Origin of the sequence: Mesorhizobium sp. M0854 (genome assembly GCF_040319815.1) — a bacterium.
Taxonomy (GTDB): Bacteria; Pseudomonadota; Alphaproteobacteria; order Rhizobiales; family Rhizobiaceae; genus Mesorhizobium.
Genome location: NZ_JAMYOL010000019.1, coordinates 1 through 23,000, shown reverse-complemented (window position 1 = coordinate 23,000; position 23,000 = coordinate 1). Strand labels below are relative to the sequence as shown.

The window sequence follows — 23,000 nt, the reverse complement described above, 5'->3', positions numbered from 1 at the left end:
AAAGGGGACCAAAATCCATGAGCCGGAAAAGACCGACCGTCGCAGATCTGCGTGCCATGAAGGGCAAGCGGCAGCTGACGATGCTGCGCGTGCTGACGATGGACGAGGCCGAGGCCGCCGAACGCGCCGGCGTCGATATCGTCTCGGTGCCGCCGGAGCTGGTACTCAATCCGCAATACCGCGATGCGGCACCCAGCCTGTTCACCATGCCGGGCGAGAATTTCTTCGAAATCGGCACCGCCGATGATTTCGTCCGCTGGGCGTTCCGGCTCTACAAGGCCAGCGCCGATGCGGTCTATTGCAGCGCCGGGTACGCCACCATCAAGCGGATGGCCGACGACGCCATTCCGGTGATCGGCCATGTCGGCCTCATCCCGTCACGCGCCACCTGGACGGGCGGCTTCAAGGCTGTCGGCAAGACCGCCGATACCGCCATGCAGGTGTTCGAGGCGGTGAAGCAACTGGAGGCCGCCGGCGCGATCGGCGCCGAGATCGAGGTGGTGCCGGTCGAGGTGGCCAAGGCGATTTCGGAACGCACGTCGCTGATCATGCTGTCGATGGGAGCGGGCACCGGCTGTGACGCGCAGTATCTGTTCGCCGACGACATCCTCGGCCAGAACCGTGGCCACATGCCGCGCCATTCCAAGGTCTATCGCAATTTCGCCGCCGAATACGATCGCCTGCAGGCCGAACGAATCGCTGCCTTCTCCGAATATGTCGCCGATGTGAACAGCCTGGCCTATCCCGAAGACAGGCACGTCGTGCACATGGACCCGGACCAGCTCAGCCTGTTCCTGGAGAAGATCGAAGCCGCATAAGACGCCCCGGCAGCGGCACAAAGCGTCATCGCGGATCGTAAAAGGCCGGTTCGGCGCCAGCGCCAGGTCATCGCATGGCCGGCTGCGATGCCACACGAAAGTTTGTTGAACCCTGTCTGGACGGCACCGGCCAGATGCTGTTGAAACCGGTGCGTCATCGGTTTGTCGGACAATTGTGCGATTGCCGATGGAGCGGGTGAAAATTCCCCTTCGGACAGTTCTGTGCATGACCGCCATTCCCGAAAACAAAGCCTTGCCCGAAACCGCGCCGGCGGCGCGGCAAGCCCGGCGGGTGGCGCTGATCGTCGCCGTCGCCTTCTTCATGCAGCTTCTGGATTCGACCATCATCTCGACATCGCTGCCGCAGATGGGAGAATCCTTGGGCGTGCCGGCGGTGGCGATGAGCATCGGCATCACCGTCTATATGCTGACCATGGCGGTGTTCGTGCCGCTGTCCGGCTGGCTTGCCGACCGTTTTGGCGCGCGCAACATCTTCCTCGTGGCGATCGCCCTGTTCACATTGGCCTCGCTCGTTTGCGGCATCTCACAGAATCTGGCCGAGTTCGTCGCCGCACGCGCGGTTCAGGGCCTGGGCAGCGCACTGATGACGCCGGTCGGCCGCATCCTGGTGCTGCGCAATGCGCCGAAACCCGAGCTTCTCAACGCCACGGCGCTGATCACCTGGCCGGCGCTGTTTGCGCCGGTGGTCGGGCCGGTGCTTGGCGGCTTCATCACCACTTATCTCTCCTGGCACTGGAATTTCTTCATCAACATTCCGCTTGGGGTTGCCGGTTTGGCGCTGGTCGCCCGCTTTATTCCTGGGGACCGCGAAGCCGGAGCCAAGCCGCTCGACTGGCCGGGCTTCCTGCTGACCTCGGTGGGGCTCGCCGCGATGCTCTATGGCCTCGAGCGCATCGCGCATCCGGAAGAGGGTGTGTTGCCGACCGTGGCACTGCTCGGCACGGGCATTTTGGTCGGCTGGCTGGCGGTGCGGCATCTGCAACGCGCCAACCAATTGCGGATTTGACGCAGGAATCCAGCGGCAATCGCGGACATAAATTATGCCTGCTTCGCTCGTTCCGGAGCAAACCTTTGCCGGCGCTTCGATCGGCGCGATCAATTGCAAAACAGCTTGAGTTCCCGGCATTGCGCCAGCCTCGCCAATCGGTGCATCCAAGCGCGGAATTTCCTCGCAAGCCGGCCTGCAATGCGCGGATTCATTTGACGAATTGGTCTTGAGCCGATTAGCTTTCGTTCCGATGGCCGCAGAGGGAGCAGGGCGTAGCCATCGCGGGTGAAAGCGGGCAATGAACGCGACCGGCTGGCTAAACTGGAGAAGCCTTAACCAGGAGGGCATTGTCTTTGCCATCGCGGTTGTGCTGTTCATTGCCGCCGCCATCGGACTGCCCGGGTTTATCAATTCGAACAATCTCGTTGCCATCGTGCGCTCGGTCTCGGTGCTGGGCATATTGGCGCTCGGCATGGCGGTCGTCATCATCGGCAGGGGCATCGACCTGTCGGCGGTGGCGATCATGGCGATGTCGGTCGCGTGGTATCTGCAACTGCTGAATTCGGGGATGCCCGACGGGCTGGCCTTCGCCTATGTGCTCGCCGGTGTTCTCGCCATCGGGCTGTTGAACGGAATCCTGGTCGCCTACGCCGAGGTTCCGGCGATCTTCGTGACGCTGGCGACCGCGTCCTTCGTCTTCGGCTATGTGCGTTCACAATTGATCACGCAGGACGCCGTGCCGGTGCCGCCCGGCCATTGGGTCGAGCTTCTGGGCGGGCTGCGTTTCCTCGACATCCCGGTCGAGGTGTTTGTCTTCGCCGGGCTGGCTTTCGCCTTCTTCCTGTTCTTGCGCTACACCAAATGGGGCCGCTACGTCTATTTCGCCGGCGACAACCCGGTCGCGGCGCGCAACATCGGCATTCCAGTGCGCCCGATGCTGGTGCTGCGCTACGTGCTGTCGGCCCTGGTCTCGCTGGTGGCGGGCCTGCTCACCGCCGCCAGCCTGCATTCGATCAACACCCGCATCGTCAATTCCACGCTGCTCTACGACATCGTGCTGGTGGCGGTGATCGGCGGCATCGGTCTGTCTGGCGGGCGGGGCGGGGTGCGCAACGTGCTGGTGGGTGCCGCGCTGATCGGCATCCTGCTCAACGCCATGACCATCATCGATATTCCGCTGCTCTATCAGAACCTGATCAAGGCCGCGATCCTGCTGGCGGCGATCATCGTTGATGGGTTCATCAATCCGCGCGATGAGCAGACCGCGCAGCAGGGCGACATTTAGACTGACGCGAACGGTTGGGGCCGGCCGCGAACGACATACCAAACCAGAGGATGTGACATGAAAATCATCAGGACATTTATGGCTGCCGCGGCAGCGCTTGCCGTCTCCGCCTTCGTGGCGCCAGGCTTCGCCGCCGAAGATCCAGGTCCGGCCGCCTATTCGCAAGCGCTCAAGGGCAAGCGTGTGATGCTGGTGCCGATGGCGATGGGCTTCGACCTGGCACAGGGCTGGGCGCATTACCTGAAGACGGAGGTCGAGGCCTGGGGCGGCGTGTTCGAGACGCGTGACCCGAACTGGGTGGTCGATGCCGGTGCGCAGGCGATAACCGACGCAATCTCGTCGGACGCCAGGCCGGACGTGCTGATCATCCATTCGCCGGACCTCAATTCCTATGCCAAGCTGATGAAGAAGGCGCAGGCGGCCGGCACCTATGTGCTTTTGGTCGACAATCCGGCGAACTTCCCGGCCGATGCCTTTGTCGGCAGCGACTGGGATCGCCTCGGCCAGTTGGAAGCCGAAGCGGCGATCAAGGGTTGTGGGCCGAACTCCTCCAAGAAGATCGGGCTGGTGCAGGGCGACCAGGCCAACTCATCGAGCCTCTACCAGTATGCCGGCATCATGAAGGTGCTGGACAAGAACCCGGACTTCAAGGTCGTGGCCAAGCCGGACTCCAACTGGGATGCGACGACCTCGCGCAACGTGACGACGACAATGCTGCAGCAGAACCCCGACATCTGCGCCATCATCGATTTCTGGGATGGTGACGCGACCGGCGCATCGGCTGCGATCCGCGATGCCAAGCTCGAGGGCAAGGTGTTCCTGGTCACCACCGGTGGCGGCGAGAAAACCGCCGACTGCGACAAGCTGCAGGACGGCACCTATGGCGCGGTGGTGATGACCGACCTTGCCCGCCAGTCGGGTGACATGAACGCCGTCATAAAATTCCTGTTGCAGAGCGGCCAGCCGGCCGGCACCTCGCACACCTACATCTACACGCTGGAGAAGGCGACGACCAAGGCCGACCTCAAGCCGGACAGCTGCTGGGATTTGAAAGCACTGCAAGCCGAAGCTGCGGCCAAGTAGGCCGGCTTTCCTGAGCTTCGCGCTGCCCCTCATCCGCCTGCCGGCACCTTCTCCCCGTATAGTGACGGAGAGAAGGGATACGCTCCAACGCTGGCGACCCCCTCTCCCCGTCTCTATACGGGGAGAGGGTAAGGGTGAGGGGCAGCGCAAACCTGAGGCGATTGTTCTGCGGATAGCCCGGCCCCTTTTTCCCTTTTCTCTCGAATAGCAGCAACCGATGTCCTTTCGCGAACGCCTCCAGTCCTGGCGCTACAATCTCGTGCCCGACCATCTCGTCGGCGAGATATTGAGCAAACGCTGGACCGACAACGCCATTCCGTTCCTGGCGCTGGTGGCGACGCTCGGCGTGTTCGGTTCGATCATTCCCGGCTTCTTCAAGCCGATGTCGCTACAGGAATCGACCCGCCAGCTCGGCGAGTTCTCGCTGGTCGTCACCGGCATGACGGTGGTCATGCTTGGCGGCGGCATCGACCTTTCGGTCGGCTCGATCTTCGCGCTGTCCTGCTTTTCCGCCGTCTTCGTCTTCTTCATCCTCGAACAATCGGTGTGGCTGGCGCTGGTCGCCTCGATCGCCACCGGCCTGCTGTTCGGCGCGATCAACGGTTACCTGATCGGCTATTTCAGGCTGCGCGCTTTCCTGACGACACTGGTCACCTTCATCTTCGGGCGGGCGCTGTTCGACATACTGGTCACCACCTATGCCGCCGACGTCCAGCTTTCCGATGCCACATCGGATGTGCTGGACTTCATCGGCGACGATACCTTCTGGGGCCTGTCGGTCGCAGTGTGGGCGGCGATTATCCTGGCGATTATTACGCATGTCGCGCTGACGCGCTCGCGGCCCGGCTGGCATGTGCAGGCGGTGGGCGGGTCGCGGCGATCGGCTCACAATGCCGGCATCCGCGTACGTCGCACCGTGTTCATGACCTATGTGTTCTCCGGCTTCTGCGCCTCGCTCGGCGGCTTCCTCATCGCCTGCCGGCTGAGCGGGGCAGGGCCGGGCACAGGCCTCAACCTCGAGGTCATGGCACTGACAGCGGCGGTCGTCGGCGGCGTCAGCCTGGGCGGCGGTCGCGGTTCGGTGATCAAGGGGCTGATGGGCGCGATCATCGTGCTGACGATGACCAACGGGCTGATCCGGCTGGGCTATGGTACCGGCACCAACCAGATGGTACTGGGCATCATGCTGGCCGTCGCCGTCACCATCGACATTCGCTGGCTGAAGAACCGCCACAAGGTTCTGGACGAGGTCTATGTCGCACCGGTCTACCTGAAGATGGGGGCAACGCAGTCGGCGGCACCGGGCTCCGGCACGCCTTACGAACTCGACAACCGGCTGTCGGAGGCTGACCATATCGGGCTCGGCGAGCTGGAAGGCCCGGAAGACGTCATCCTCGACCGCGACGATCATCTCTATTGCGGCACCAGGCATGGCGAGATCGTCCGCTTCTTCGCACCGGACTACAAACGCTCGGAGGTCTTTGCCCATATTGGCGGCTTTCCACTCGGCCTGGCCTTCGACAAGACAGGCAATCTGATCAGCTGTGTTGGCGCGATGGGCCTCTATTCGGTCTCGCCGCAGCGCGAGGTGAAGCGGCTTTCGGCGGAAACGTCGCGCTCCTGGACCTCGATCGTCGACGATGCGCGGCTGCGCGACCCCAATGATTGCGACATCGCGCCGGACGGCCGCATCTATTTCACCGATTCCACCAAGCGCTATGACGCGCACGACTGGGCGCTGGATTCGATCGAGAACCGCGCCACCGGGCGGCTGCTAGTCTATGACCCGAAGGACGGTTCGACCAAGACATTGCTCGACGGCTACCGTTACACCAATGGCGTGTGCATGGCGCATGACGGCAAGTCGCTGTTCTTCGCCGAGAGCTGGGCCTGCCGCGTGCACCGCTACTGGCTGGAAGGGCCGAAGGCGGGCGTTGCCGAATGCGTCATCCGCGACATGCCTGGCTACCCCGACAACATCAACCGTGCCTCCGACGGCAATTACTGGATGGCCTGGCTCGGCATGCGCACGCCGAGCTTCGACCTGTCGCTGCGCCATCCCGACATGCGCAAGCGCATGACGCGCCGGCTGCCGCAGGACGAATGGCTGTTCCCCAACATCAACACCGGCGGTGTGGTAAAATTCAACGAGAAGGGCGGCATCGTCGAGGCGATGGGCGACCTGTCGGGCGCCGCGCATCCGATGGTGACTTCGATGCGCGAGCACAAGGGTTTTCTGTTCGTCGGCGGCATCCTCAACAACCGCATCGGCCGCTACAGGATTGCCGGCGCCGACCCGAACTGGACCAGCCCCGCTTCCTACTGGGGGGCGAAGGCATGATGCTGGACCCGATCCTCGACATCTTCCGCGGCAAGGCGGTTACGATCCCACCGCTTGACGGTGCCTTCAGGCCGAACACGCTGCTGGACGATGTTGCGGCCTTCGCCGAACTGCTAGAGCCCGATAATCTGCTGGTCGCCGACGGCCGGCTGCTGGTTTCCAGCGGCAATGCCATCTACACGGTCGCCGCCGGTGACGCGCCTGTTCTGGTCGAGACATTTCCGGCCGCCGTCATCGCGCTCGCGCGCTCGCCCGCCGGCGAACTGACGGTCGGGCTCGAAAGCGGCAGGCTGCTGATTGCAGGCAAGGAGGCCGCCCTGCCGGCCGAGATCCGCTGCATAACGGCACTCGCATACGCAGAAGATGGCACGCTTTGGCTGGCCAATGGCTCGGCCGAACACGCGCCGTCGCAATGGGCCGCCGATCTGATGAAGAAGGGTGCGTCGGGTTCGCTGTGGAAGCGCGATCCGGCAGGCAGCGAATTCCGCAAGCTCGCCGGTGACATCGCCTTTCCCTATGGGCTGCATCCTGCCGGCAAGGATGTGCTGGTCAGCGAGAGCTGGCGGCACCAACTTGTCCGCTTCGACAGCGCGACAGGCAGCCGCTCGACCACGCTGGCGCATCTGCCCGGCTATCCCGCGCGGCTATCGCCCGCCGCCGATGGCGGTGCCTGGCTGGCGCTGTTTGCGCCCCGCAACCGTCTGATCGAATTCGTGCTGCAGGAAACGCACTATCGGAACGACATGCTGGCGCAAGTGTCGCCGCAACACTGGATCGCGCCGGCACTCGCCTCCAACCGCAGCTTCCTCGAGCCGCTGCAATGCGGCGGCATCCGCACCATGGGCATCCACAAGCCGTGGTCGCCGAGCCGCTCCTACGGGCTGGTGGTCAGGCTCGATCGGGAGATGCGGCCGCAATTCAGCCTGCACAGCCGCGCCAACGGCACACGCCACGGCATCTGCAGCGTGGCGGAGACAGACGGTCGCCTTTTCATTGCCTCGAAAGGCGGCGATTGCCTGCTGGCCATTGATCTGGCTTCAGGAGGGCATCGCTGATGGAACCGATCGTCCGACTGGAGAACGTGACCAAGACCTATCGCGGCGTGCCCGCGGTGAAGAATGTCAGCTTCGAACTGCGCAAAGGCGAGATCCACGCGCTGCTCGGCGAGAATGGTGCTGGAAAATCGACGCTGACCAAGATCATCGCCGGCGTCGTCGACGCGACATCGGGAAAGATGTTCCACAAGGGGCAGGAGATCGCCTACGCCTCGCCGCATGCGGCACTTGAAGCCGGCATCGCCATGGTGTTCCAGGAGACCAGCCTGGTGCCGTCGATGACGGTGGCGCAGAACCTCTATCTCGGCACCGAGCGCTTTCTCAACCGGCTGCGCGGCACCTACATCTCGGCGCAGCAGTTCCTGCAGTCGCTGAATTTTCCCGTCGACCCCAATGCCATGGTAGCGACGCTGGGCGCCGCCAAGCGGCAGATGGTCGAAATTGCACGCGCCGTCCACCACAATGCCGAGATCATCATCTTCGACGAGCCGACGGCGACGCTGACGCCTGAGGAGAAGCGGCACTTCTTCGCACTGATCCGCCGGCTCAAGGGAAGGGGTGTGTCGATCGTCTTCATCAGCCATGCGCTCGAAGAGGCGCTTGATATCGCCGACCGCATCACCATCCTGCGCGACGGCGAGCTGGTGATCACCGACGATACCGCCGCTTTCGATCGCGACAGGATCGTCGCCGCCATGGTCGGGCGCACGCTGTCGGGACAGCTCTACAGCCAGCGCGACGAGGCCAGGCTGCGCAGGGCCGGCAGGAAGGTGCTGTCGGTACAGGACATCTCGATGAGCAATGTCGTGCGCAACAATTCCTTCTCGATCTTCGAGGGCCAGATCACCGGCGTGTTCGGGCTGATCGGCTCGGGCCGCACCGAGACATTCAAGATCGTCTCCGGCATCTACAAGCGCGACTTCCTGCGCGGCGGCACCATCGAGCTGGACGACCGGCCGGTGCGCTATCTCGTGCCGAGCGAGGCGGTGGCGGACGGCATCGTCTATGTCACCGAAGATCGCAAGAGCGAGGGGATTTTCGAGACGATGGACGTCGCCGAGAACCTGTTCGGCGGCTTTTTGGCGGCGGGGCGGGAAAAGAGCTGGGTAATCAACGCGCAGGAGATGCGGGCGCTGTCTGCCGAATGGACCAGGACGCTGAACGTCAAGGCGATCAACGATAATGCGCGCGTGATCGAGCTTTCCGGAGGCAACCAGCAGAAGGTGGTGATCGGCAAGGGGCTGGTGCAAAAGCCGCGCATCGTCATCTTCGACGAACCGACGCGCGGCGTCGATGTCGGCGCCATCGCCGAGATCCACCAGATCATCAACCGGCTGGCCGATGAGGGCCTGGCCGTCGTCGTCATCTCGTCCTACCTGCCGGAGATCATGAACCTGTCCGACCGCATCCTGGTCTGCCGGCAAGGCCGCATCGTCGAGGAGTTCTCGCCTGCCGAGGCGACGGAGGAGAAGATCATGTACGCGGCGGTGCATTAGGTTCCCGGGCGCGGAAGGTCGACATTTGGACGGTTTTTGCGCCGGCGGATCGTACACTTTGGAGATTGGCCGAGGCGCCCGTCGTTTTGTCATCCTGGGGCGAAGCAAGGAGCGAAGCGACGCGGCGCAGACCCCCAGGATCCATGCCGCTACATCAGAGCGCTGCAGCGGTGCAGCATCCTGCTCCGCTGCACCCTTCGGCTAAGGTCCCGGGATGGATCCCAGGGTCTCCGCGACGGAGCTTTGCTCCTGCTTCGCCCAGGGATGACGAAGGTGAGGGGCCTCGGCCAGCCTTACGGTCTTGCCTCAGCGCGTCAATTGCTGATTCATCCAAGGCGGTTAGCCGCCTTTTCTCCCGACCTGATTCAACGACCTCGCGTAACGATCCAAACGAAAGGACCAAGCCATGGCCACGACGAAACTTCTGAGCGATGCCGAGGTGGAAAAAATCCCGGCGGTCAAGGCGGTATTCGACGACATCCGCGCGACGCGCAAATCCGACTTCGTCAACAATTTCTGGCGCGGGCTGGCCAATGATCCGGCGTCGCTGAAGCGGGTCTGGGAACAGCTCAAGGCGGTGATGGTCGCCGACAGCGCCATCGATCCGCTGACCAAGGAGATGATCTACATCGCCGTCTCGACCGCCAATGGCTGCTCCTATTGCGTCCATTCGCATACGGCTGCCGCCCGCGCCAAGGGCATGACCGACGCGCAGCATGGCGAGCTGGTCTCGATCATCGGGCTGGCCGGGCAGACCAACCAGATGGTCACCGCGCTGCAGATCCCGGTCGATCCGCAGTTCGAGGTGCGATGAGGTGAGGCGCGGCGCCTTCCCTTCTCCCCTTGTGGGAGAAGGTGGCCGAGCGAAGCTCGGTCGGATGAGGGGTGCTGGACGGATCGCGGCCTTGGAGACGTAAGTGCTTCAAATCGCTGGGATTTTCTCCGCCTAGTTTCTTCCAGCACCCTCATCCGTCTCGGCGCTACGCGCCGATCCACATTCTCCCACAAGGGGAGAAGGGACGCGCGCTACACCGGCCGATAAACCTTCTCCGCCGTGTTCCAGAAAATATCGGCCTCGGCCGCCGCGCCGTGTTTCGCCACCGCCTCCCGGTGCGCCCTGATCAGCTCGGCGTGGCTGGTCCACAGCTTCTCGATCGGGAAGTTCGAGCCGAACATCAGGTGGTCGCTGCCGAGGATGTCGATGGTGTTGTCGACGATATAGCCGATCAGCGCCGGGTCGTTGTGGTGGACGAAGGTGCCGAGGCCGGACAGCTTTGCATAGAGGTTGGGCGCCGCTGACAGCGTGCGCAGGCCTGCCTTCCAGGCCTCGGTGGTTTCGGGCTCCATGTCGGTCAGCATGCCGGCATGGGTGAGGATGAAATTGGTCTCGGGGTTCTCGCCGACGAGCGTCAGCCCATCCTTCATCTGGGCGGGGAAAAGCTGCAGGTCGAAGGACAGGCCGTAATGCTTGAGCCGCGCGACATTGGCCCGCACCTTCGGGTCGATGACCTGATCGGCCGAGGCGGCGAAGCGGAAGGCCGGCGTTTGGTGCCAGTGCAGCTGCGTGCGCACGCCGCGCAGCAGCGGATACTTGATCAGCCGGTCGATCTGGGAACGCACGTCGTCCACGGTCATGTCGGCATAGCCGACGATGGCGTGCGGCCAGCCGGTTTCTTCCGCGGTCTTCTGCAGGAACGCGACCTCGTTCTCGAAATCCTCCTTGGCCCAGTTGGTCTGGACATAGACCGCCTTCTCGACGCCCGAGCCTTGCTCGTCGGCGAGGAATTCCTCGATCGGATAGTCGCGGCGGATCGGCTCGTAAGGGCCAAAGATGCGCGGCACCATCGGCCCGACCAGCCATGGCTGGTCCTTTTGGCGCCAGATGTGGAAATGCGCGTCGATCGCCTTCTGCATCACGAAACCCTCTTCCAGATTGCCGCGGCCGCCGGGGCGGGGCGGGCGAGCGACAGGATGAACTCGGTGACGCCCGCGATGGACGAGCCGTCGACCAGGTCGTCGAGCACCGGCAGGATGGCGCGAAGTGCTGCCGTGGCCGGCCGGAAGCGCGGATCGCCGGCCAACGGCGTCGCCAGCGAAAGCCGAAAGGCGCGGGCGCTCAGCCGGCGCATCGCCGTCTCCAGCTCGGCATGATCGCCGCGCTCCAGCGCATCCGACAGGATGACGATCGCCGCCCCGCGTGCAAAGGCGGAGAAGCGCGGCACCGATAGAAACGCGAGCAGCGTCGGTCCCATACGGGTGCCGCCGTCCCAGTCGTCGACCTGGGCAGCGGCGCGGGCCAGCGCCTGGTCGCGGTCGCGAATGCGCAGCGGCGAGGTGATGCGGGTCAGCCGTGTGCCGAAAGTGAAGACCTCCGCCCGGTCGGCGCCTTGCACCGCCGCATGCGCCAGCTTGAGATAGTCTGATGTGTAGAGTTTCATCGAGCCGGATACATCGATGAGGATGAGAAGCTTGCGCGGCACCGCCTGCCGCCGGCGCAGCAGCGGCGAGGGGATATCGCCGTCGGCGCTGACGATCTCCCTAAGCGAACGGCGCAGATCGAGCTTGCCGCGCGCATGGGTGCGTACGGTGCGGAAGGAGCGGCGCGCGGGCAAAGCGGTGGCGAGCTTGCGGCGGAAGGCGGCAAGCCCGTCGCTGTCGCGATGGAACTCGCGGACGCTCAACTGTTCGCTGGCCGAAGACAGTTCGCCGCCTTGCTCCTGGCGGACCACTTCGATTTCTTCTTCGCCCGTTGCACCATCGTCCTTGATGCGGGTTTCCTCGTCGGCCTCGCCTTCGACCAGCGCCGCGGCATCCCCATAGAAATGGCTCCGGAAATGCGCCTCGAATTCGTCGCGGCGGTCGGGCGGCGGCGCCAGCGTGGCAAGGGCCGCCTCGTGGATGTCGGCCATCGAACGTGGGCCGAGCAGGGTTACTGCCTGCATGAAGCCGGAGACCTGCTCCGGCGTGACAGCAAAGCCATAGCGGCGGAGCAGCCGGGCGAAGCCGAGGAACGGCGTGGTCGCACGGGGCAAGCTTTCCGGACGCATCATTCCTTCGCGCCCCCCTCTGTCCTGCCGGACATCTCCCCCTCAAGGGGGGAGATCAGACATCTCGCCGGCTTTCGCCAATCTTCAACGTTGCAGAATTGAGCGGAGCGCCCAAGCTGCCAATCTCCCCCCTTGAGGGGGAGATGTCCGGCAGGACAGAAGGGAGCGCTGTCCCGCCAGCGTCGCGCACTAGCCCTGGGGTATCGCGCTAGCGCGCTTCGATCGTGCATCACGCCAGCGCCTCCTCGACAATCTTGCCGAGCTCGGGCGCGATGCAGGAAAGGTCCTCCTCGTCCTTGATCAGCACGCCGATGGCGCGGCGGAAGGCTTCCGGCCAGGGGCTGCCGCCCTTTTCGAGGATGGTGGCGGCGTTGGCCCATTCGACCGCCTCGGCGATGCCTGGCGGCTTGGCCAGCGGACGCGCGCGGATGTCGCGCACGGCGGAAGCCACGGCGCGGGCCGTGGCCTCGGCGACGTCGCCGGCGCGCAGCATGATGATCTCGGCCTCGCGAATGGCGTCGGGATAGGTGATCCAGTGATAGACGCAGCGCCGCCGCAGCGCTTCTGCCAGTTCACGGGTGCGGTTCGAGGTCAGGATGACGATCGGCTGCGCCGTCGCGCGAATGGTGCCGCGCTCGGGAATACTGATTTGGAAATCGGACAGGAATTCCAACAGCAGCGCTTCGAATTCATGGTCGGAGCGGTCGATTTCGTCGACCAGCAGCACGCGCTTTTCCGGCGCCTTCAGCACCTGCAGCAGCGGCCGCGCGATCAGGAAACGGTCGTCATAGATGTCGACCTCGTGCTCGCCGGCATGGCGGATGGCGAGCAGCTGGCGCTGGTAGTTCCACTCGTATAGCGCATGTGCGGCGTCGATGCCTTCATAGCATTGCAGCCGCACCAGATCGCGCCCGAGCAGTTCGGCTATCGCCTTCGCCGCTTCGGTCTTGCCGACGCCGGGCGCGCCTTCGAGCAGCAGCGGCTTACCCAGCCTGATTGCCAGGAAGATTGCGGTGGCCAGGCTTTCATCGGCGAGATAGCGCGAGGTGGCGAGCCGGGACGCCACCGCCTCCGGCGAGGTCGCGACTGTCTCTGCGCTTGAAGTCCGGGCGCTTCTCTTGGGCATTTCCGGCACTCAGTTCGGGGCTTGCGCCTTCAGCGCCCGCAGAATGCGCTCCGGCGTGATCGGCAGTGTATCGATGCGCACACCGACGGCGTCGAAGACGGCATTGGCGACCGCCGGGATCTGCGGGTTGGCGCACATTTCGCCCGGCCCCTTGGCGCCATACGGCCCGTCCGCCGAGGGCCTCTCCAGCACGATGATATCGGTTTGAGCGAGATCCCCAGGACCCGGCATCAGATATTGGTTGAAGTCGGTGCCGCCATGGTCGCGATTGGGATAATAGGGTTCGGTCGTTTCGTAGAGCGCATGGCTGATGCCCATCCACGAGCCTCCGACGAGCTGCTGCTCGACCATTTTCGGGTTCAGCGCGCGGCCGATCTCAAAGACGTTCTTCACGGTCAGCACGGTGACCTCGCCGGTCTCGTCGTCGACCTCGACCTCGGCCACTGTGCAGGCGTGCGCGTAGCAGGTCGAGGGCTTCATCGCGCCGGTTTCCTTTTCGGGATAGGAGCGCGGGATCAAAAACATGCCGCGGCCGGAAATCGAACGGCCGCGCTTGAAATGCGCCGACAGCGCGACATCGAAGATCGAGATCGATTTCTGCGGCGCGCCCTTGACCAGGATGTTGCCCTGGCCATCGGTCTCGAGGTCCGAGGCATTCACCTCCAGCTCCTCGGCCGCCACTTCCAGCATCACCTGGCGGGCTTCCCTGGCCGCCTGGATGACGGCGTTGCCGGCGCGGTGCGTGCCGCGCGAGGCGAAGGTGCCCATGCAATGCGGGCCGGTGTCGGTGTCGGCGGTGTCGACGACGACGCGGTCGGTCGGCACGCCGATCGTCTCGGCGCAGATCTGCGCCATGATCTGCTTCATGCCCTGGCCGAGGTCGACGCTCGACAGCGTGACCATGAAATTGCCGGTCGGCGTCGAATGGACCAGCGCCTGGGTCGGGTCGCCGCCGAGATTCATGCCGGTCGGATAATTGATCGCGGCGACGCCGCGTCCGCGCCTGATCGCCATCTCAAGCTCCCTTCGCGTAAGACGACATCGCCATGAATTTTTCCGCTACCGGCCAGTTGGCGGCGCGCGAGGCTTCCTGCATGCACTCGATCAGCGCAGCACCCTCGGTCGGCTGCCGATGTGCTTTCATGTCGCCATCGCGATAGGCGTTGATGAAACGGAATTCGAGCGGGTCCATGCCGATCAGCCGGGCGAGCTTGTCCATCTGTACCTCTAGCGCGAAATCGCCAATGGTGACGCCGAAGCCACGCATCGCCGAGGACGGGGTGCGGTTGGTGTAGACGCAGTAGGTGTCGATCCAGACATTCGGGATCGTATACGGGCCGGGATAATGCCCGGCGCCCTTCTGCGCGCCGTAGGGCGAATGGCGCGAATAGGCGCCGGCGTCGGTGTAGCCGGTCACTTTGCGCGCGACGATGCGGCCGTCGTTCATGACGCCGTCCTTGATGACGACTTTCTCGGCGGCGCGCGGCGAGGAAATCTGCATCTCTTCCTCGCGGCTGTAGATAAAACAGACCGGTCGTCCTGTTATTTTGGCGCCAAGGATGGCAATCGGCTCGACGATGACGTCGACCTTGCCGCCAAAGCCGCCGCCGACAGTGCCGCCGACGAAATGCAGCTTGTTACCGGGCATCTGCAGGATGATCGAGGCGTTATCGAGGGTGAAGAACATCGCCTGCGTGTTGGTGTAGCAGGTGAAGCGGTCGTTACCCTCGGGTGCGACGATGCAGCCTGTCGTCTCGGTCGGCGCATGCTCGATCGGTGAAGACTGGTAGGTCTGTTCGAGCACGTGGTCGGCTCCTGTAAAGCCTGCCTCGACATCGCCGAAGCGCACCTTGCGGCATTCGCCGCTGTCGTAGAGGTAATAATTCCGGCCGTGATATTCGTTGACGATCGGCGCGCCGGGCTTCAGCGCTTCGTCCATGTCGAAGACGGCCGGCAGCACCTCGTAATCGACCTTGACCTTGGCGGCGGCTTCCTGCGCAGCGCGCTCGGTCTCGGCCAGCACCGCCACCACGGCCTCGCCCTTCCAGCGCACCTTGCCGTCGGCCAGCACCGTCTCGTCCTCCGGCCCGATCTGGATCAGGATCAGGATGGTGTAGACATTGTGCGGCACATCCTTGGCGGTCAGCACCTTGACGACGCCGGGGTGCTTTTCCGCCTCTGACGTATCGATGCTGCGGATGCGGGCGTGATGATGCGGGCTGCGCACCATCTTCAGGTGCAGCATGCCGGGAAAATTGCGGTCGGCGAAATAGGCGGTCTTGCCGGTGACATGGCCGGGCGAATCCGAACGCGGCCGCGGCTGGCCGATCTCGTGCAGATCGTCCTTGCGCTGGTCGGCAAAGTAGCTCTTGCGGAGTTCCATCTTTTTGACTCCCTCAAGCCGCGTTCTGCGAATTGGAGCGCGCGGCGCTCAGCACCGCCTGGATGATCGGTTCGTAGCCGGTGCAGCGGCAAATATTGCCGGACAGTGCCTCGACCACATCCTCGCGGCTGGGGTTCGGCGTGTGATCCAGCAGCACCTTGGCGGCCATGATCATGCCCGGCGTGCAGAAACCGCATTGGGTGGCGAAAGCATCGAGGAAAGCGCGTTGCAGCGGATGCAGCACGCCGCCTTCCGCCAGTCCCGAGGTGGTGGTGACGGTTGCGCCATTGCAGGTCTCGGCCAGCGTCAGGCAGGACAGCCTGAGCTCGCCGTCGATGATGACCGAGCAGGCGCCGCAAGTGCCTTGATGGCAGCCGCCCTTCGGCGAGGTGTCGCCGATCTTGTCGCGCAACGCATGAAGCAGCGTCGTGCCGCTGTCGATGAACTCGGCTTTCTCCGCACCATTGAGCGTGAACTGAATCGGGACCTTTGCCATCTTTTTACTCCTTGCGCCGCAGCCAGGCGGACATATGCGCCACGGTCTTTCAGGCGAGCAGCAGCCGGCCGAGATGGACCGGCAGGACTTCGTTGCGATACCAGGCGCTGGCGATCGGATCGGTTGGCGGCGAAGTGCCGTCGCGGGCAACGGCCAGTGCCGGTGCGATGCCCTCGCTGGTGAGTTTCCGGCCAATCAGGGCCTTCTCCGCCGCCCTGGCACGGATCGGCCGGTCGGCCATGCAGCCGAGCGCGATCCGAGCTGACGTGACAGTGCCGTCCGGCGCCTGTTCCAGCACGGTGGCGATGCTCAGCACCGAAATGCCCTTTGGCTTGACCCGCGACACTTTCAGGAAGCGAAAGCCGCCTTCGGTCGGAAGCGTGAAGCCGACCGCGGTGACGATAGCGTCATTGCTCTCGCGCCTTGCCAGGAATGTCTCGATCGGCAGCTCGCCGTCGCTGGTGCTGACCGTTGCGTCCAGAGCCAGCAGCGCAACGGTGAAATCGCCGTAAGGCGTTGGCGCGAAGAGATTGCCGCCGACGCTCGCCATGTTGCGGATCGCCGGGCCGCCGACGGCGCGCGCGGCGTGGGCCAGCGGGGCGAGATCCGGATGGCGGGCGATCGCCGCCATGGTCACCGAAGCGCCGATGCGGACCTCGCCGCCGGAAATGTGGATAACCGACAGCGCCGGTTCGGTCGACCTGACGAAACCGGAGATCGACACGTCGCCTTCATTGGCGGCGCGCACGACCAACGTGCCGCCACCGAGGTAGCGGGTGCCGGCGGCTTTCAGCGCCGCGCCGGCGTCCTTCACCGTCGCGAAAGTCTGCAATGCAAGCGTCATGGAACGCTCCCTTTACGCCTGGCTCTGGCCGGCAAAATGGGCCTTCAGGGCGTTGAAGCCGCCCTGGAAGACGTTGGCGCCCATGCCTTCGGCCAGCTTGTCGGCTTCCTCTGGGGGCGCGTCGAAGCTGGCGGTCCATTCGGCATAGGTGCGGTCGCCGTCGGTCACCCGCCGCAACTGCAGCGTCGCCTTGTGGTTGGTCAGCGGCTGCGGCGTCTCCAGGATGGCGTAGCTGACGAGGAAGTTCTCGTCGGAGAAATCGAGCAGCTTTTCGCGCAGGCGGGCGCCGCTGGCGAGCTGGAAATTGCGCACGCAGCCGATCGTGCCGGCATCCTTGCCGTCCTCGATATGGCTTTCGACCATGCGCGGGTGCCAGGTCGGCAGGCCGTTGAAGTCGCGTATGCGCGCCCAGACCTTTTCGACCGGTGCGTCGATGACGCTGGAGATGGTGACTTTCGCCATATGATCGTTCCCTTGCAAATCAGCTGCTTGGGAGGGTAGGGCGGCAGGCTCGGCAGCGCTTATCAATGCGTCTTGAACGCCTATCAAATAGTCTGAAAAACGGGCGCTCAGCTGATCGCCCGCGCCGCTTCGCGGTAAAGCGTCGGCGGGACGCCGACATGGTCGCGGAAGAAGCGCGAGAAATTGCCTTGCGTGGTGAAGCCGAGATTGCAGGCGACCGAGATCAGCGGCTCCTGCGACCACTGTAACTGCCGCACCGCTTCCTCCATGCGCAGCGTGTTCCAATAGACGTTGGGCGTCAGATTGGTCTGTTCCTTGAACAGTGCGAAGAAATGCGGCCGCGACAGGCCGACGCTGCGCGCCACGTCGTCGAAGCAGATGCGCTCGCAGACATTGGCTTTCATCAGCTGGATCGCCTTGCGGACGCGGAAATCCTGCATGGTGCTGACGCGGGCACGCACGGTCTGCGGTGCGGACGCGTCGGCGGCATCGAGCACGCTGTCGATGAAGCGCTCGATCTCGTAATTGGCGATGTCGTCGATGCTCTCATTGTCGCTGAGATGGTCGAGAAGGTTGGCCGCTGCCTTGTGCAGCCAAGGCTCGAGCGTGATTGCCGGAGTGGAGAACAGCGGCGCGGCGGAAGGCAGCTCGCGGCGCCTTCGAGCCCAGTCCGGATCGATGTAAAAGGCGAGGAACAGGCCGGGCGTGCCGTCGCGGGACAGAGCGTGGCTGTGCGGCTGGAAGGAATTGATGCCGGCGGCGGTGCCCGGTCCAAGCCGCACCGTCTCGCGGCCGATGGTCATCTCGCCGGCGGTGCCTTCCAGCCAGATGATGATATGCGCCTCGACGTGGGCATGGGTGACGAAGTCGCTGGCGACGTTCAGGACAGAAACATGTCCGAACCGGCCCCAGTAGAGCCTGATCGCTTCCGTCATGGGTATATCCTCCCGCAGGCGACTGGCCTCCCTTCGCCTGCTGCGAGCGATTGTGCGGCGCAGTTCGGGCTTGCGTCAAGACGCATGTGCACGTCCGGGCGCCGGCCATGCGCCGCAGCGGCGGATTATCAGACCCGGCGATAGGAGCGCGTCCCCTTCTCCCCCTGTGGGAGAAGGTGGATCGGCGCGCTACCGCCGAGACGGTTGAGGGGTGTTGGAAGAAATGAGGCGATGCCAAACTGGAGCACCCCTCATCCGTCGCCTTCGGCGACACCTTCTCCCACAAGGGGAGAAGGGGGAGGCTGCGCTTGAACGTCAGTCGTTGCGCCTGAAATTGCGGATGCGGTCGAACAGCACGGCGAGCAGGATGGCGCCGCCGATGAACACGCCTTGCCAGAAGGCATTGATGCCGAGCAGGCCGAGGCTGTTGCGGATGACCTCGATCAGCGCCGCGCCGACGACCGCGCCGAAGGCGGTGCCCATGCCGCCGGCCAGGTTGGCGCCGCCGATGACGGTGGCGGCGATCACCTGAAGCTCCATGCCGTTGCCGAGATTGGTGGTGACCGCGCCCAGCCAGCCGGTCTGGATGATGCCGGCAAGGCCAGCCGCCAGTGCCGAGATCATGTAGACGACGACCTTGATCTGGCGCACCGGAACGCCGGTCAGCGTTGCCGCATGCTCGTTGCCGCCAATGGCGAAGATGTGCCGGCCGAATTTCGTCCAGCGCAGTACAAAGCCGGTGATCAACGCCAGCACGATCATGTAAAGCACCGGATTGGCGATGCCGAACACCCAGGCGCCGCCGCCCAGCGCCAGCAGCTTGTCGTGATCCGGCCCGAACTGGAAGACGACGGTGTTGTTGGAGGCGACCATGGCTAGGCTGCGCGCAATCGACAGCATGCCGAGCGTCACCACGAAGGGCGGGAAGCCGAGATAGGCGATCAGAACCCCGTTGAAGGCGCCGATGATCAGCGCCGTCGCGATCGCAGCGCCAATGCCGATCTCGATGCCGTAGCCGGCATGCATGGTGACGGCCAGCACCATCGAGCACAGGCAAAGCACCGAGCCGACCGACAGGTCGATACCGCCGGTGATGATGACGAAGGTCATGCCGAGCGCCACGATGGCGACGAAGGTAACGTTGCGGGTGATGTTGTAGAGGTTCTTGGTCGTGGCGAAGGAATCCGTGGCCACCGACAGGAACAGGCAGGCGAGGATGACCGCGATCACCACCCAGAAGGTCTGGCTGGCAAACACCTTGCTCAGCAAGGTGTGCTGCTTGTGCGCGATCGTCTGATCAAGGGTGACTGCCATTATCGACCTTTTTTACTCATGGTTGAGGCGTCAATCATACCTGTTCGATGGCGCCGGTGATGAGTCCGGTGACTTCTTCCGGCGAACTCGATGCGATCGTCTTGTCGGCGACCTTGCGGCCGCGCCGCATGACGATGACGCGGTCGGCGACGTCAAAGACGTCGGGCATGCGGTGGCTGATCAGCACGACGGCGATGCCCTGGTCGCGCAAATGGCGGATCAGGTTCAGCACCTCGGCGACCTGGCGCACCGAGATCGCCGCGGTCGGCTCGTCCATCAGCACGATCTTGGCCTGCGAAAGCATGGTGCGGGCGATCGCCACCGCCTGCCGCTGGCCGCCCGACATTTGTTTGACCAGGTCGCGCGGGCGCGTTTCGGATTTCAGCTCGGCGAAGATCTGGCCGGCACGCTTGTACATCGCGGCATAGTCGAGGATGCGAAGCGGCCCGAGGCCGCGGCGCAATTCACGGCCGAGATAGACATTGGCGGCGGCCGTCAGATTGTTGCACAGTGCCAGGTCCTGATGGACGATTTCGATGCCGTGCTGGCGCGCCTCGACCGGCTTGTGCAGGATCAGCTCCTTGCCGTCCATCTGCATCGTGCCATGGCTCGGCGGGAAATTGCCGGCGATCATCTTGACCAGCGTCGACTTGCCGGCGCCGTTGTCGCCCATCAGGCCGACAACCTGTCCGGCCTCGATCGACAACGAAACGTCGTTGACCGCCTGGATGGCGCCAAAATGCTTCGAGATGTTGGTGAGTTCGAGAACCGCCACCAGCCTTCTTGCCTCCCCGTGCTTTGCGGCCTGCGGTTCTGCCGCGGCCATTCGCTCTCCCCAGTTCCTCCCGGAAGCAGCGATTTTGCCCATTTACGCATAAGCCTCCTTGGCGTCAACCACGGCTTCTTTCGAAAAATCAGTTTTGTAGGACAAATAGCATTGACGTCGGTGACAAGGCGATATTAGCTAAGTGTCGGAGGAGCTTGCGCCGAGCCACCGGGTTGCCGGAAGGAATCGGTGAGGGTTTGTCGGTCAGGGATCTGGTAACCAGCGATATCTGTCGGTGCCGGTCTGAGACTGAATATGAAAATGCTTATCGACCTGGCTTGGCGACACGAGTGCGACGTCCTCTGTCATCTTGCTCCGGGTCGATCTGTGTGTGGCGGGCACGCCGTGTCCGTTTGTTTCAAAGGGAGGACTGACATGAGGAAATCACTATTGCTCGCTGCCGCCGCCGTCATGGCGTTGGGTGCCGGGCCGGCTATGGCCAAGAAACAGCTCGTCATCGTCGTGAAGGGGCTCGACAATCCATTCTTCGAGGCCATCCACCAGGGTTGCGAGAAATGGAACAAGGAAAACGCCAGCTCGGAATATGAGTGCTTCTACACCGGACCGGCGTCGACCTCGGATGAGGCCGGTGAAGCCCAGATCGTCCAGGACATGCTGAGCAAGCCCGATACAGTGGCGATGGCGATTTCGCCGTCGAACGCGCCATTGATCGCGCAGACGATCAAAAGCGCCAATCCGTCGATCCCGATCATGACCCTCGACGCCGACCTCAGCAAGGAAGACGCGGCGCTGCGCAAGACCTATCTCGGCACCGACAATTACCTGATGGGTCACAAGATCGGCGAATACATCAAGAAGGCCAAGCCGAATGGCGGCAAGATCTGCACCATCGAAGGCAATCCGGCGGCCGACAACATCCTGCGCCGCGCGCAGGGCATGCGTGACGCGCTTTCGGGCAAGGACGGCCTCGCGGCGCTGGCAGGGGAAGGCGGCTGGACGGAAGTTGCCGGCTGCCCGGTATTCACCAATGACGACGGCGCCAAGGGCGTGCAGGCGATGACCGACATCCTCGCCGCCAATCCCGATCTCGATGCCTTCGGCATCATGGGCGGCTGGCCGCTGTTCGGCGCTCCGCAGCCCTACCGCGACCTGTTCAAGCCGATGGCCGACAAGATCGCCAGCAACGCCTTCGTCATCGGCGCCGCCGACACGATCGGCGACGAGGTGGCGATTGCCCGTGACGGACTGGTGACCGCGCTGGTTGGCCAGCGGCCGTTCGAGATGGGCTACAAGGCGCCCTCGGTGATGATCGACCTGGTCGACGGCAAGCCGGTCGCCGATCCGGTGTTCACCGGTCTCGACGAATGCACCAAGGACACCGTCGACACCTGCATCCAGAAGTAGGTTCGCAGTTTCGGGGCGCCCGTCGGGCGCCCCGTTACGCATCGTCCATACAAACGCACGAGGCGACGCTGCTTTGGAGCGTAGGCCGCTGCTTTGTCGTGCCCTGGATTCAGGCTTTCGACAAGAAGCTGCCGGGGAATACGAATGCCGGACGCGACATCAAAAAAGCGACCCGCCAAGTTGAAGGCAGAGCCTGGGCGGCCGGCCGGCGTTCGGCGTGCGGACGCCGCACATTTTCCCGGCTCGAGCGTGCATGCCTCGCTCGCCAACGAAATCGGGCTGAGGATCGTGCGCGGCGACTATCCGCCGGGAACCATCCTGCCCAACGAAGCCAAATGGTCCGAGACCTTCGACGTCAGCCGCTCGGCGGTGCGCGAAGCCATCAAAATGCTGATGGCGAAGAGCCTATTGGCGTCACGCCCGAAAATCGGCAGCTGGGTCGAGCCGAAGGAACGCTGGAACCTGCTCGATCGCGACGTGCTGGCCTGGTACGCGACCTCGCCGGACCGCGAGGTGTTCCTCAGGACCGTGCAGGAATTCCGCCACATCATCGAGCCGGAGGCCAGCGCCTTTGCCGCGATGCGGCGCACCGACGAGCAGATGGCCGAGATCAGCCAGGCCTGCCGCGAGATGGGCGAGGCGACCAACCTGCAGGAGCGCACGCGCGCCGACACGCGGTTTCATCTCGCCATCCTGCGGGCCTCGGGCAACGATCTGCTGGTGCCGCTCGGCGTGCTGATCGAATCGGCGCTCGACCATTTGTTCCAGTTCGTCACCCGCGAGACCAGCGATCAGCGGCGGGCGCAGGCACTGCACGAGGCGATCGAGAAGAACATCCGCCTGCAGCGGCCGGCTGCAGCCCGTGCCGCGGTGCACAGGCTTCTCGCCAACACCGACGACGTTATCGGCCGGTCGCGGCGGTGATGGTTGCACAGGCGGTGTTGCTCCAAACGATTGCAAAACTCGCATTCCTTCGCGCCCCCTCTGTCCTGCCGGACATCTCGCCCACGAGGGGGCCATCGCAGATAGCAAGCCGAGGCTTTCGCTCTACGACGTACCCCCACCCCTAACCCCTCCCCACAAGGGGGAGGGAGACTTCCGTTGGCGCTGACCTC

The 23,000-nt window shown here is 64.0% G+C and carries 20 protein-coding genes and 1 pseudogene; 10 read left to right on the top strand and 11 right to left on the bottom strand.

The genetic code is table 11. The annotated features are described in order from the left end of the window. Positions 1-17 precede the first annotated feature (17 nt). The 8 genes and pseudogenes from NKH99_RS23585 (at position 18) to NKH99_RS23550 (ending at position 9,901) form a co-directional block, all read left to right on the top strand. Positions 18-818 (top strand): 3-methyl-2-oxobutanoate hydroxymethyltransferase, encoded by an 801-nt coding sequence (locus NKH99_RS23585; RefSeq protein ID WP_023675787.1) that lies wholly within the window; start codon positions 18-20, stop codon positions 816-818. A 226-nt stretch (positions 819-1,044) separates the two neighbouring features. Next, positions 1,045-1,827: pseudogene (locus NKH99_RS23580) on the top strand (MFS transporter); the annotation flags it as partial. A gap of 298 nt (positions 1,828-2,125) precedes the next feature. Continuing rightward, positions 2,126-3,112: an ABC transporter permease gene (locus tag NKH99_RS23575; RefSeq protein ID WP_352452739.1), complete on the top strand. Its 987-nt coding sequence runs from the start codon at positions 2,126-2,128 to the stop codon at positions 3,110-3,112. A 57-nt stretch (positions 3,113-3,169) separates the two neighbouring features. Then, on the top strand, positions 3,170-4,195 hold the full coding sequence (locus NKH99_RS23570) for a sugar ABC transporter substrate-binding protein (RefSeq protein WP_352541107.1): 1,026 nt from the start codon (positions 3,170-3,172) through the stop codon (positions 4,193-4,195). 217 nt (positions 4,196-4,412) lie between these two features. After that, positions 4,413-6,536, top strand: a complete 2,124-nt coding sequence (locus tag NKH99_RS23565; RefSeq protein WP_353015824.1) for an ABC transporter permease — start codon at positions 4,413-4,415, stop codon at positions 6,534-6,536. Then, a complete protein-coding gene (locus NKH99_RS23560; protein ID WP_353015822.1) occupies positions 6,533-7,591 on the top strand; it encodes an SMP-30/gluconolactonase/LRE family protein in 1,059 nt (352 codons plus the stop codon). The genes NKH99_RS23565 and NKH99_RS23560 overlap by 4 nt, the downstream gene beginning before the upstream one ends. Beyond that, positions 7,591-9,087 carry a sugar ABC transporter ATP-binding protein gene (locus tag NKH99_RS23555; RefSeq protein ID WP_353015821.1) on the top strand — a complete coding sequence of 499 codons (1,497 nt, stop codon included), beginning with the start codon at positions 7,591-7,593 and terminating at the stop codon, positions 9,085-9,087. Before NKH99_RS23560 ends, NKH99_RS23555 begins: the two co-directional genes overlap by 1 nt. A gap of 406 nt (positions 9,088-9,493) precedes the next feature. Further along, positions 9,494-9,901, top strand: a complete 408-nt coding sequence (locus tag NKH99_RS23550; protein ID WP_353015819.1) for a carboxymuconolactone decarboxylase family protein — start codon at positions 9,494-9,496, stop codon at positions 9,899-9,901. A gap of 212 nt (positions 9,902-10,113) precedes the next feature. Here NKH99_RS23550 and NKH99_RS23545 read toward each other — a convergent pair whose 3' ends face one another. The 11 genes from NKH99_RS23545 to NKH99_RS23495 all read right to left on the bottom strand — a co-directional run bounded on the left by NKH99_RS23545 (position 10,114) and on the right by NKH99_RS23495 (position 20,469). After that, positions 10,114-11,001, bottom strand: a complete 888-nt coding sequence (locus tag NKH99_RS23545; RefSeq protein WP_353015892.1) for an amidohydrolase family protein — start codon at positions 10,999-11,001, stop codon at positions 10,114-10,116. Next, complete coding sequence (locus NKH99_RS23540) at positions 11,001-12,137, bottom strand: vWA domain-containing protein (protein WP_353015818.1); 1,137 nt, start codon at positions 12,135-12,137, stop codon at positions 11,001-11,003. The genes NKH99_RS23545 and NKH99_RS23540 overlap by 1 nt, the downstream gene beginning before the upstream one ends. A 226-nt stretch (positions 12,138-12,363) precedes the next feature. Next, complete coding sequence (locus tag NKH99_RS23535) at positions 12,364-13,260, bottom strand: AAA family ATPase (RefSeq protein ID WP_352474967.1); 897 nt, start codon at positions 13,258-13,260, stop codon at positions 12,364-12,366. A 9-nt stretch (positions 13,261-13,269) separates the two neighbouring features. Next, entirely contained in the window at positions 13,270-14,274 is a 1,005-nt protein-coding gene (locus NKH99_RS23530; protein WP_352503852.1) for a xanthine dehydrogenase family protein molybdopterin-binding subunit, read from the bottom strand. A 1-nt stretch (position 14,275) separates the two neighbouring features. Beyond that, positions 14,276-15,643 carry a xanthine dehydrogenase family protein molybdopterin-binding subunit gene (locus NKH99_RS23525; RefSeq protein ID WP_352774448.1) on the bottom strand — a complete coding sequence of 456 codons (1,368 nt, stop codon included), beginning with the start codon at positions 15,641-15,643 and terminating at the stop codon, positions 14,276-14,278. Positions 15,644-15,656: 13 nt separating this feature from the next. Continuing rightward, on the bottom strand, positions 15,657-16,139 hold the full coding sequence (locus NKH99_RS23520; RefSeq protein WP_352852009.1) for a (2Fe-2S)-binding protein: 483 nt from the start codon (positions 16,137-16,139) through the stop codon (positions 15,657-15,659). A 49-nt stretch (positions 16,140-16,188) separates the two neighbouring features. Further along, entirely contained in the window at positions 16,189-16,983 is a 795-nt protein-coding gene (locus NKH99_RS23515) for an FAD binding domain-containing protein (RefSeq protein WP_352684797.1), read from the bottom strand. A gap of 12 nt (positions 16,984-16,995) precedes the next feature. After that, complete coding sequence (locus NKH99_RS23510; protein WP_352684795.1) at positions 16,996-17,445, bottom strand: SRPBCC family protein; 450 nt, start codon at positions 17,443-17,445, stop codon at positions 16,996-16,998. Positions 17,446-17,552: 107 nt separating this feature from the next. Further along, positions 17,553-18,380, bottom strand: coding sequence for an AraC family transcriptional regulator (locus NKH99_RS23505; RefSeq protein WP_352922127.1), 828 nt, complete (start codon positions 18,378-18,380; stop codon positions 17,553-17,555). Positions 18,381-18,695: 315 nt separating this feature from the next. Then, complete coding sequence (locus NKH99_RS23500; protein WP_254820532.1) at positions 18,696-19,694, bottom strand: ABC transporter permease; 999 nt, start codon at positions 19,692-19,694, stop codon at positions 18,696-18,698. Between the two features lie 34 nt (positions 19,695-19,728). Then, positions 19,729-20,469, bottom strand: coding sequence for an ATP-binding cassette domain-containing protein (locus NKH99_RS23495; protein ID WP_023675804.1), 741 nt, complete (start codon positions 20,467-20,469; stop codon positions 19,729-19,731). A gap of 426 nt (positions 20,470-20,895) precedes the next feature. On the opposite strand from NKH99_RS23495, the gene NKH99_RS23490 reads away from it, so the two are divergent. Beyond that, the gene (locus tag NKH99_RS23490) at positions 20,896-21,885 is read left to right on the top strand and encodes a sugar-binding protein (protein ID WP_023675805.1); all 990 of its coding nucleotides are present in this window, start codon (positions 20,896-20,898) and stop codon (positions 21,883-21,885) included. Between the two features lie 144 nt (positions 21,886-22,029). Next, positions 22,030-22,809 (top strand): FadR/GntR family transcriptional regulator, encoded by a 780-nt coding sequence (locus NKH99_RS23485; RefSeq protein ID WP_352774458.1) that lies wholly within the window; start codon positions 22,030-22,032, stop codon positions 22,807-22,809. Positions 22,810-23,000: the final 191 nt, after the last annotated feature.

Excerpts from the sequence above, each read along its gene's own strand:
- NKH99_RS23585 (WP_023675787.1), top strand. The coding sequence starts at position 18 with ATGAGCCGGAAAAGACCGACCGTCGCAGATCTGCGTGCCATGAAGGGC.
- NKH99_RS23575 (WP_352452739.1), top strand. The coding sequence starts at position 2,126 with ATGAACGCGACCGGCTGGCTAAACTGGAGAAGCCTTAACCAGGAGGGC.
- NKH99_RS23570 (WP_352541107.1), top strand. The coding sequence starts at position 3,170 with ATGAAAATCATCAGGACATTTATGGCTGCCGCGGCAGCGCTTGCCGTC.
- NKH99_RS23565 (WP_353015824.1), top strand. The coding sequence starts at position 4,413 with ATGTCCTTTCGCGAACGCCTCCAGTCCTGGCGCTACAATCTCGTGCCC.
- NKH99_RS23560 (WP_353015822.1), top strand. The coding sequence starts at position 6,533 with ATGATGCTGGACCCGATCCTCGACATCTTCCGCGGCAAGGCGGTTACG.
- NKH99_RS23555 (WP_353015821.1), top strand. The coding sequence starts at position 7,591 with ATGGAACCGATCGTCCGACTGGAGAACGTGACCAAGACCTATCGCGGC.
- NKH99_RS23550 (WP_353015819.1), top strand. The coding sequence starts at position 9,494 with ATGGCCACGACGAAACTTCTGAGCGATGCCGAGGTGGAAAAAATCCCG.
- NKH99_RS23545 (WP_353015892.1), bottom strand. The coding sequence starts at position 11,001 with ATGCAGAAGGCGATCGACGCGCATTTCCACATCTGGCGCCAAAAGGAC.
- NKH99_RS23540 (WP_353015818.1), bottom strand. The coding sequence starts at position 12,137 with ATGATGCGTCCGGAAAGCTTGCCCCGTGCGACCACGCCGTTCCTCGGC.
- NKH99_RS23535 (WP_352474967.1), bottom strand. The coding sequence starts at position 13,260 with ATGCCCAAGAGAAGCGCCCGGACTTCAAGCGCAGAGACAGTCGCGACC.
- NKH99_RS23530 (WP_352503852.1), bottom strand. The coding sequence starts at position 14,274 with ATGGCGATCAGGCGCGGACGCGGCGTCGCCGCGATCAATTATCCGACC.
- NKH99_RS23525 (WP_352774448.1), bottom strand. The coding sequence starts at position 15,643 with ATGGAACTCCGCAAGAGCTACTTTGCCGACCAGCGCAAGGACGATCTG.
- NKH99_RS23520 (WP_352852009.1), bottom strand. The coding sequence starts at position 16,139 with ATGGCAAAGGTCCCGATTCAGTTCACGCTCAATGGTGCGGAGAAAGCC.
- NKH99_RS23515 (WP_352684797.1), bottom strand. The coding sequence starts at position 16,983 with ATGACGCTTGCATTGCAGACTTTCGCGACGGTGAAGGACGCCGGCGCG.
- NKH99_RS23510 (WP_352684795.1), bottom strand. The coding sequence starts at position 17,445 with ATGGCGAAAGTCACCATCTCCAGCGTCATCGACGCACCGGTCGAAAAG.
- NKH99_RS23505 (WP_352922127.1), bottom strand. The coding sequence starts at position 18,380 with ATGACGGAAGCGATCAGGCTCTACTGGGGCCGGTTCGGACATGTTTCT.
- NKH99_RS23500 (WP_254820532.1), bottom strand. The coding sequence starts at position 19,694 with ATGGCAGTCACCCTTGATCAGACGATCGCGCACAAGCAGCACACCTTG.
- NKH99_RS23490 (WP_023675805.1), top strand. The coding sequence starts at position 20,896 with ATGAGGAAATCACTATTGCTCGCTGCCGCCGCCGTCATGGCGTTGGGT.
- NKH99_RS23485 (WP_352774458.1), top strand. The coding sequence starts at position 22,030 with ATGCCGGACGCGACATCAAAAAAGCGACCCGCCAAGTTGAAGGCAGAG.